The 8,378-nt window shown below is 39.3% G+C and carries 6 protein-coding genes; 2 read left to right on the top strand and 4 right to left on the bottom strand.

Going from position 1 to position 8,378, the window contains the following annotated elements:
* Positions 1–392, top strand: a 392-nt coding sequence (locus GNF10_RS32915) for a hypothetical protein (protein WP_185607370.1), incomplete at its 5' end; no start/stop codon positions are given.
* Positions 393–569: 177 nt separating this feature from the next.
* On the opposite strand, the gene GNF10_RS32910 is transcribed toward GNF10_RS32915, so the two are convergent.
* Positions 570–1,100: a hypothetical protein gene (locus tag GNF10_RS32910; protein ID WP_260446073.1), complete on the bottom strand. Its 531-nt coding sequence runs from the start codon at positions 1,098–1,100 to the stop codon at positions 570–572.
* Between the two features lie 47 nt (positions 1,101–1,147).
* Here GNF10_RS32910 and GNF10_RS32905 point away from each other — a divergent pair, with 47 nt between their 5' ends.
* Positions 1,148–6,337, top strand: coding sequence for a hypothetical protein (locus GNF10_RS32905; protein WP_185584732.1), 5,190 nt, complete (start codon positions 1,148–1,150; stop codon positions 6,335–6,337).
* Between the two features lie 277 nt (positions 6,338–6,614).
* Here GNF10_RS32905 and GNF10_RS39060 read toward each other — a convergent pair whose 3' ends face one another.
* The 3 genes from GNF10_RS39060 to GNF10_RS32890 form a co-directional block, all read right to left on the bottom strand.
* On the bottom strand, positions 6,615–6,836 hold the full coding sequence (locus tag GNF10_RS39060; RefSeq protein WP_228058556.1) for a CopG family transcriptional regulator: 222 nt from the start codon (positions 6,834–6,836) through the stop codon (positions 6,615–6,617).
* Between the two features lie 560 nt (positions 6,837–7,396).
* Positions 7,397–7,780: a hypothetical protein gene (locus tag GNF10_RS32895; protein ID WP_185592882.1), complete on the bottom strand. Its 384-nt coding sequence runs from the start codon at positions 7,778–7,780 to the stop codon at positions 7,397–7,399.
* Positions 7,781–7,876: 96 nt separating this feature from the next.
* Positions 7,877–8,074, bottom strand: a complete 198-nt coding sequence (locus tag GNF10_RS32890) for a DUF2811 domain-containing protein (RefSeq protein ID WP_069074080.1) — start codon at positions 8,072–8,074, stop codon at positions 7,877–7,879.
* Positions 8,075–8,378: the final 304 nt, after the last annotated feature.

Here is an 8,378-nt window from a genome sequence, read left to right as displayed (position 1 = left end):
TACAACAAACCAAACTTTGGGACGATTGGGATGATATTAATTTATCAACTTCTGAACGTCGCGTTGAACGCTTAGAAATTCTGCTGTGCCAAAAAGTACACCAAGGCGAAGATATCTCTCAATGTCTGCAAGTTTTAGAGTACTTGAAAAATCGCACGACTCACCAAAAGTTAGAGTCTGTTTTCTTTAGGCAAGTTCATTTTAAAATGACTTTCAACTACTGGCAAATAATTAGTCAGGCTATGTTAATTTTTTTAGTCGCTATTCCTTGCTGTTTTGCCATGTATAAAATAGCTACTTCATCAATATCTAGTAGTTCTTCGTCTGAATTATTTCAGGGCAAACAATTATCAAAAAACACCCCACCACACGGGAAAAAACATCATAAATAAATCTAGTCACAGTGCGGTATATTTATTGACTGCACTGCACTTACTGAGCAAAGTAAAAAGGCAGTTTATGAATATTTACTTCCATGCCTGTTGTAGGCGATCGCTTTTTTTCATATATTCAGATAAAATCACTGTACTTGATGGATAAAGCGGGGTTACGGCGTAATCTCACCTACTTTAATAGAAGGTGTTTTTATCAAAAGGCAAGCTATCTTCCGGCTCAAAGTTCCGCAAGTCCTGTTCCATTTGGCGGCGGCGTTGAGCGTATGTTCTGCTGTCTTCAATCCTTTCTTTCATCCGTTCTTCACCAAAGTTAATGCCTTGTTCTGCATGTTCGGCAGATACAGCATCATAATTCTCGACTTCGTTTCTCTTACGCCACTCTTGGTGTTCCAAAGCACTTTCACTGATGCCAATTTTACGAGCGTATTCTACATATTCAGGTCTGAGAGAACCATCACGGTTAAATTCCTTTTTCTCTTGTTCAGTGAAGAAATCGTAGGCTGTGTAGATTGGCCACGGCTCTGGGTCAGTCTCATCCAGGTGCTTCCATTCGTCGTATTCTTCTTTCAACGAGAGAGCATAGTCATTAATTGCTTCGTTACTCATTCCTGTAGCCAACATTTGTTGTCGGGCTTCATCCTTCAAACTTCCATCTGAGTTGAATTCTCTTTTATTCATATTTACCCAACGCTTTATTCTCGACATAACAACCTCTCAAAAATTTAATTAATGTTCATCAAAATGCCAATTTTATGACTCTAGAATTCAAGCATTTCGACCCCAGGCTAAATCAATGGATTTATGTAGATGATAATCAGACTAGTCCTCAATCAATTTTAACTGAAAAGCTCAGTAATACTTTACTAGAATCATATTTCCCTAACAAAGAGTTTTCCTTTGGGCACTCAGATGAATACAGTACAGACGAGAATTTAAGGAATCATCCAGATGGACACATTTTATTATTATCTTCTAAGACCCGCTTACTTTATGGAGAAAAAGAATGTTTAGAAACGATTCAAAAAATTTGTCCAGACAGTAAAGACAGGGGTGCTTATGGTTCCATCTTCCTGGGGACTTGTAAAAATGCGATTCACGAAAAGCTAAACATTTTGGTAGTAGATGATTCTACTGAAAACAGGGGTGAAAACGGAGGAATATTATCAAATGATTTAGCATATAAACTAGTTGGTGACTGTTATGGACAAATTTCAACCCAACTTTATGACAAGCTAACTTTAAGACAATCACAGCAAGATAAAAGCTACCGTGTTATTCAGCATCGATTTGGTTGGGTAGAAGGAGACGGAGAAGATACTACTAAATATCGTTTTGGAAAAGGGACACTGCGACCATACAAGCTTGATAAAATCAAATATGCAGATCCTAAAAATAAACCAAAAATAGATATAATTCTCCCCATAAGTAGTTTTAAGGGAACAGATAAGGACAGACCAACAAGGGCGACTAAACCACAGATTAAGCCAGGATTATATCAGCAAAATATTTGGTTGGCTGAAAAAGGACAATCACAGCAAGGTCAAATGTCTATCTCTCAACTCTTAGCATCTTTCCCCCAAGGAATTAAAGATTTTGCCGAAGAATTAGAGCTACAAGCTGAAAAACTAGCCTCTATTCAAGATGACCCAAGAATAGTTGCTGCTGACTATTGTGAAAAATATGAAAAACGCAAAGAATCATTGAACCAAAGTAAATTAAAAATAGGAGAACTTACTAGCCTTGAAGCAGATGTTAAAAACTTAGGGACAAATGATGACTTAGATGCAGATGAAGAATTAGATGACGAGGGTACTAAAGATGACTTGTTCATGTACAAGCTCATCAAAGCTGACTTGTTGGGTCATCAGCAGTTATTAGAAACGGAAAAAGTTAAACAGGAATTAAGTCGGTTTGTACAGAGCCAATGGCGAGATATCGCTCTGGGGAAAACGCTTACTTTTGACCGAGGGATGATTATTCCATCCAAGGAACTCAAAAATGGTGAAATTTGTGTTTCATGGGAAAAGAATGAAGAAAAAATTCTTAACTTCCGTTCTCCTTTTCTGAATTCTAACGGATTGTGTGTGTCTGCTAACAAGCACGTTGAAGATCGGCTCGGCCCAGATGGTAAAGACCTCAAAGGTGTAATCGTAGTTAGTGACGAAGACCACAAGCGTATACAGCAAAGAATTGCACAGTTAGAAGCGCTCTTAATCGATGTTGATTTTATCGATCCAGCCGAAACCGAATCAGAACGCCAAGCACGAGATTTTGACGGTGACTGCATTGGTGTGGCAAGAGCTAGCTTATATCCCAATTTAACAGCAGAGGCAGAGCGAAGGAATCTTCCCCAAAACGCCTATTCGCCCACAGTTAAGCTCAAAAAACAATCATTCTATGATCCCACCGATGGAAGTCAGCCCCCTTTTGAAAAAATCGCTATTCACATGAGCGATAGCATCAGCGTGGGCATAATCAACAATCAAGTGACAGCACTGGAAGCATTAGAATCGGAAATTGAGGTACTAAAGACTTACGGTACTTTTGAGCAGAAATCAAATTATCTAGACCAAGTTTCTAAGCATTACGAAACCCTGTTTGAGCAAGAACGCCAGAAAGATCCAAAGTTAATTCGAGAAGAATACAAGCCTTATATGCAAGGGGTTGTTGAACTTGCTCATTGTCAAAGAACTCACGAAATTATCCAGCAAGCAATGGACATTAACCGTCAAATGTACCGGAGCATGATTGAAGAAGGATGTTATCAAAACCAAATAGCAGTTGATTTATTCAAAAGTGCTAAAAAACCTGAAATGGATAAAATCAGGGAAAACAATCGCTACTTGTATCGTGATGTTAACTATATTAAAGATAAAAAATCTCGTTCAGTTTATTTAAACACAGATATAACACCAAAAGGCTACTCACCAGTAGAATTATTGATTAGCCAAACTAATAAATATTTCCAAGAATCACAGTTAGAATCGCGTCCCATCGTCCAGTTTAAAGATTTGTTCCAAGGAGTACAATTTACACCACAGCAAAAATTTGCAGCGATCGCCGCCAAATACGAGTTTGATCTGAAGTTCAATGCTGCGGTTCGTGTCTCAAGGTGGCGAGAAACAGAGTCTGGCCCTAGCGCAGTTGTTCAAACGGATTCAGGAACGCAACTCGAAATTACCAATCTCACCCGTTACGGGCATCCCCTAATCTGGAAAGCCCAGATGTTGAATATTCGCCTAGATGAAATTAAATTTACAAACAGTGAACGCCCCCATAAATTATTAGCAGTTGCACAGATAGATGGTGAGGTTGGGTCAGATGGAAAACCCGTTTACCGCAACCTGGGGACAGTTAGCCAACAATCTGTGACTGACCACAACCTCAAGGCGGGGATGGCCATGCAGGGAGCTAAACTATTAGAACTAAAACCAGAACTTACTAGAAGCCAAACTAAACTACTCTTTGCCTTGGCAAATGAAGCGGCTGAAGCATTTTATGCCTCTATCCCAGAGTCAGAAAAACTTGCATCTGCCGCCGCCGCTTGGAACATCTGTGCATCTCGCCAAGATGAACTCGAAGTTGCAAGAAAAGAAAACGCAAACCCCCAAGCGATCGCTAAAAAAGTTTCTAACTTCGCCTTTGCTGCTTTCCCCAATGAAATTATCTCCCGCCTGGAGCAACTGCAATTTACCGAACCAAAGTTAGTCACACTGAATAATGAAGCGAATCAATTTTTAGGTCGAGACTGGAACGCTCATGAAAAACATCCTATAGAGATCAGAGCTTCTCACCATCCAGTCGGGCATGAGCGCCACGTTTCCAGGCTAATGTTTGTCCAGGATAGTGACGGCGAATATAAGGAATTCGCCATGCTCGAAACCAGGGCTGGAATGTTACCAATTGGCACAAAGGCGCAAGCTAATTTCATTGGGGTAGAACCTGCTACTGCCAAAGCAACTATTGGACTACCAGGAAACGAGCCGATTGAAATTACTATCCGTGAACTCAAGAACTTCTCTTATGCAGGACTTGTTTTTAACGCCGAACCGGTCAACTTAGAATTTGGCACTGTGCCGGTGACTGACAAAACAGTAAAAATCAAACTTGATGGCAAAACTTTGGGGGAGTTAGACAGTGATTCCACCCAACAGTTAAAAGAAATTAATTATCTCAAAAATGGTAATCCCCTCAAATTAAAACTTACCTCTATCTCCGAAGCTGGAGATCAAGCTTTTGTGCTAGGTGAGTCCCCAAATGGTAATCTCCTCAAAATCAACAAAATCAACTTTTATGATTTTTCTGGTAAGACATTCAACGATCATGATTACCGAAAACTGACTATCGAAACCTCAGCTTCTAAAACTAGAGATGCTGCATTTTTGAATGGTGAACCCTTGGGGGTATTACATTTCAAAAAAGACAAAGACGCACTCAGACAGCTTGGACTGCTCAAAAGCGGACAACTTACACTTGCACCCGCTATCGTTCAAAGTAATTTTTCTGTTATTTGCGCTCAAATTGACCCTAATACCGTTGAATATCCTACTATTTGGACAAAGGAATTTCAGGCTTTTGGGACTCAATCGGTTAACCTCCAACAACAGGAGATGATTGAGAGTAGTGCAAAAATTCTACATCATATTAAAGAGCGTCCAACTTTCTTATTTTCTACCCAAGAAAACAAAAAACTTGGAGTCATGGGCTTGGCTGTTGACAATCAGAAAGCTGAGACTGTGACTAAATGGCTAACTTCGCAAAATGTTGAATGTCAGCAAGTACCAATAGAAGATGTTATTAGGGAAACTAAGAAAGGTTTAGCGGTATTTAACTTGGTCAGCAGTTCAATTCCCCCCAAAACTTTGGAGAACATGACCAAGAAATTTGGGGCAATTATTGAATCGGATAGTGACTATCAACAAAGAGTTAATTCCCTCGCTACACGACCGCAGTTTTTGAAACCACCAGAACAAGCAGCGCAATCCCCGCCTTTGCAAAGCCGACATTCCACTTCACCCCAAGATGTTCAAAATGTCACCCCTTCAAGCATCAAAGGCAAACCGATTCCCATGAACTACCCATTAATGATGCATGGTGACACCAATGTTTTACCCGTGGATACTTGCATTGATGCGATGAGAGGATATGGTCGAACTCATACCACCAGAGCTTATCAACCATACAAACAGTATGGGTTTAAGGAAGGCGATATAGCTCTGGCGACAGGCATTGATAAGCAAGTCGCCTTTCGAGTGGGTAAGCAGTATCAAATCACACCTAATATGATTGCTGACCCCGTTTATCAACAGCAATGGGCTGACATGGAAAAGCACTCACCCAAAGCATTACCAGAATTATTCACCGAAAAACAGCAGGTGTGGGGACTACATCTAGAGCCATTGGGGGATTATGTGGACGGGAAAATAGTCCAGTTTCCTGAACCACAAAACAGAGCCGCACCCAACCAAGAAGTCCAATCTCAATCAGTTACTATTGATGATTTGAGAAATTGGTATAATGCCGCAGATAAGTTAGGGAAGTCGGAAAATTACAAAAAGTGCATTGTGGAAGTGGCTAATGGGTTTAAAGCTGGTGAACAATTATCAGCCGAAGCGTTGACAGTAATGAATCAAGATACATTTGAGCTTGAAAGAATCAGTCGGCTGACTCAAATTGCTCAAAGGATTGGCATGGTCTGGGGTAAGTCTGATGAAAATAGTACTCAAGTTAAAGGAAAGATTTATGACTTGGCTTTCAATACCCAGCAGAGGGATTTAACTATTTCGCAGAAAAATGGGGAGGTAATTTTAAACTTGCAATCTGGTCAGGTGCAGACTAACAAACTAACTCCACAGATATTGCAAACTTTTGAGGATGTTAATACTCAAATTGATAAAATATTGGTTAAAGCTCAAACACAACAAATAGACTTACAAAGATAGGTTTATCTGCCTCCGGCAAGGCAGAAGGCAGAGGGCAGTTCTTGCTGGAGGAAAGAATAAGTTTTGAATTTTGCCTTTTTGCCTTGGTAACTTGGGTTTAAGATCCCCGCTAAATCGTAGATTTAGCAGTCTACAATTACTGTTATTGCCAGAATCCTCTGTTGTTGACCTTCTGCCTCCTGCCTCGTTCAATAAAAATACGTATTTATAGGCTTTTCAACGAGTCAAAGCCAAAAATCAAAACTTAATTTAGAATCTCAAAAACATTGCTCTATCTCTAACCTATACCAACTGGCTGTGATTCATGAGTAACAGAGCTAGGCTTCATGGGTGCAGGATGTTTGCTCTCTTGAAGATGAGTTACTTCAAGAGAGCGAATCAACTCTCGAATGACATCAGTTGCTGGTCTGCCTGTGATTGCACAATAGCGTTCAAGCTTTTCACTCTCAGTTGATGCGAGATTTATTGTGATTCGTTTGATAGCCCATTTTTTATTCATAACTTGTTCGGATTTTTAAAAGTTGAGAAATTAAACGGACATTGCACTCTAGCAATGGTTGATAAATAACAATTATTAACTCGATTCATACTTGCCTTGCGGTCATACTATTATAAACATAAGTTTTTTAAGGTATTTACGTATAATCAAAAACTTCACCAAGAAATCACTTATGTGAATTTCAGATACAATTTTGATTTGGGATTGGAATGATCTTCCCAAATTAAGCTAAAGCTGTAAGGCAATTGCAAAATTCAAAATCTGAAGACCAGTGATTTCTCGGTAAAGGTATGTGTAAGTCTAAAAAAATTATTAAGGGAATACCCAAGTAAGATGGGTAGAAATTGGGTAGTTATGCGCTATTTTTACCCAAGCGATTGAGCGATAATTATGTGTATAGAAAGCGCTGGCAAAGATTTTAAGCTGGCATTTAATAAACTGCAATATAAAACAGAGCCCTGGATTTTTACAGGGCTTTTTAAATTGAAAACTCAGTTTTCGAGTTTAAAAAAGTGAATGATGGTTTGATTGTATCTTTTACAAACAAATGAAAGCGAGTTTTAATTAGCTGGATTGGAGTTGAGTACAAGATCAAGTAAAGTACGAGCAGGTTGTGATTTAAATAGTGCAGCTTGGTGGTCACTATAAGCACGAACTAGGCGATTAAGCGTGCTGGCACCAGTTTTGGCTTTTTCAATTTCTTCACCTCTGACGATTTCGCCATCAAGCATCTGCTCAATCACAAGTTTAATATCACCAGCTTCAAGGCGGACTTTTTGTAGCTTTTCTAAAGTGCTAAGTAAGGTTTTGAGTGAATTTAAAATTTCGTCACTATCTAGGGCATTTTCCACTGATTCAGCGATCCCTTGAGTTTGTGTCTCATCTGAAAGTGTCAGTAATTCAGCAGTAGATATTTTAGGTTTTGTCTCAGATTCGCTTGCCATTAATCCTGACTCAAGAAATCTTTCTGAGTGTATCGTTTAATTTAGCTTTTGTTTAGTATGACTTTTAGGGAATAGCAGATTCAGGTATGTTGTAAATTAGCCACGGCGAAACAGAGCTTCTAGATAAACCTGGGAAACACGGCGATCTCCATCAGCATTTTGCAACAGAAACAGTGAGATAGCTGCGGTAATAAGGCGATGTTCATCCCAATCAGGATGCTGTTCTAGATAGCTATTTAAAGACTGATGTAGTGTTTCAGGAAGATTAGTCAAGATGTTTTGGGTTGAGTTCATGCGATCAAAGCTTCTGAAAAAGTAAATCAATAGGGACAATAAGCCAGAGGTGATGCAGTAGTTGTCCTGTTTCACCCCATTCTTTAGTTGTCAAACCACCTGTGCTAGCAACTGAATAGTTTTATACAGTCGATGTTCAAGATGGAATAGACGGCAAAGGCTAGTCGATTTATTGTGTGCTGACTGGCTCGGTTTGTCAATGTTGCAAAATATTAAACATAAATATAGAAAAAATAAATAATTACGTGAAAGCTAGGGTTAGAGATAGATTTTCTTTACGCAACTTAACAAAAACTCCGTAAGA

Origin of the sequence: Nostoc sp. UCD121 (assembly GCF_014222285.1) — a bacterium.
Taxonomy (GTDB): domain Bacteria; phylum Cyanobacteriota; class Cyanobacteriia; order Cyanobacteriales; family Nostocaceae; genus Nostoc.
Note: the sequence above shows the minus strand (reverse complement) of the source record. Positions and strands in the feature narration are given on the sequence as shown.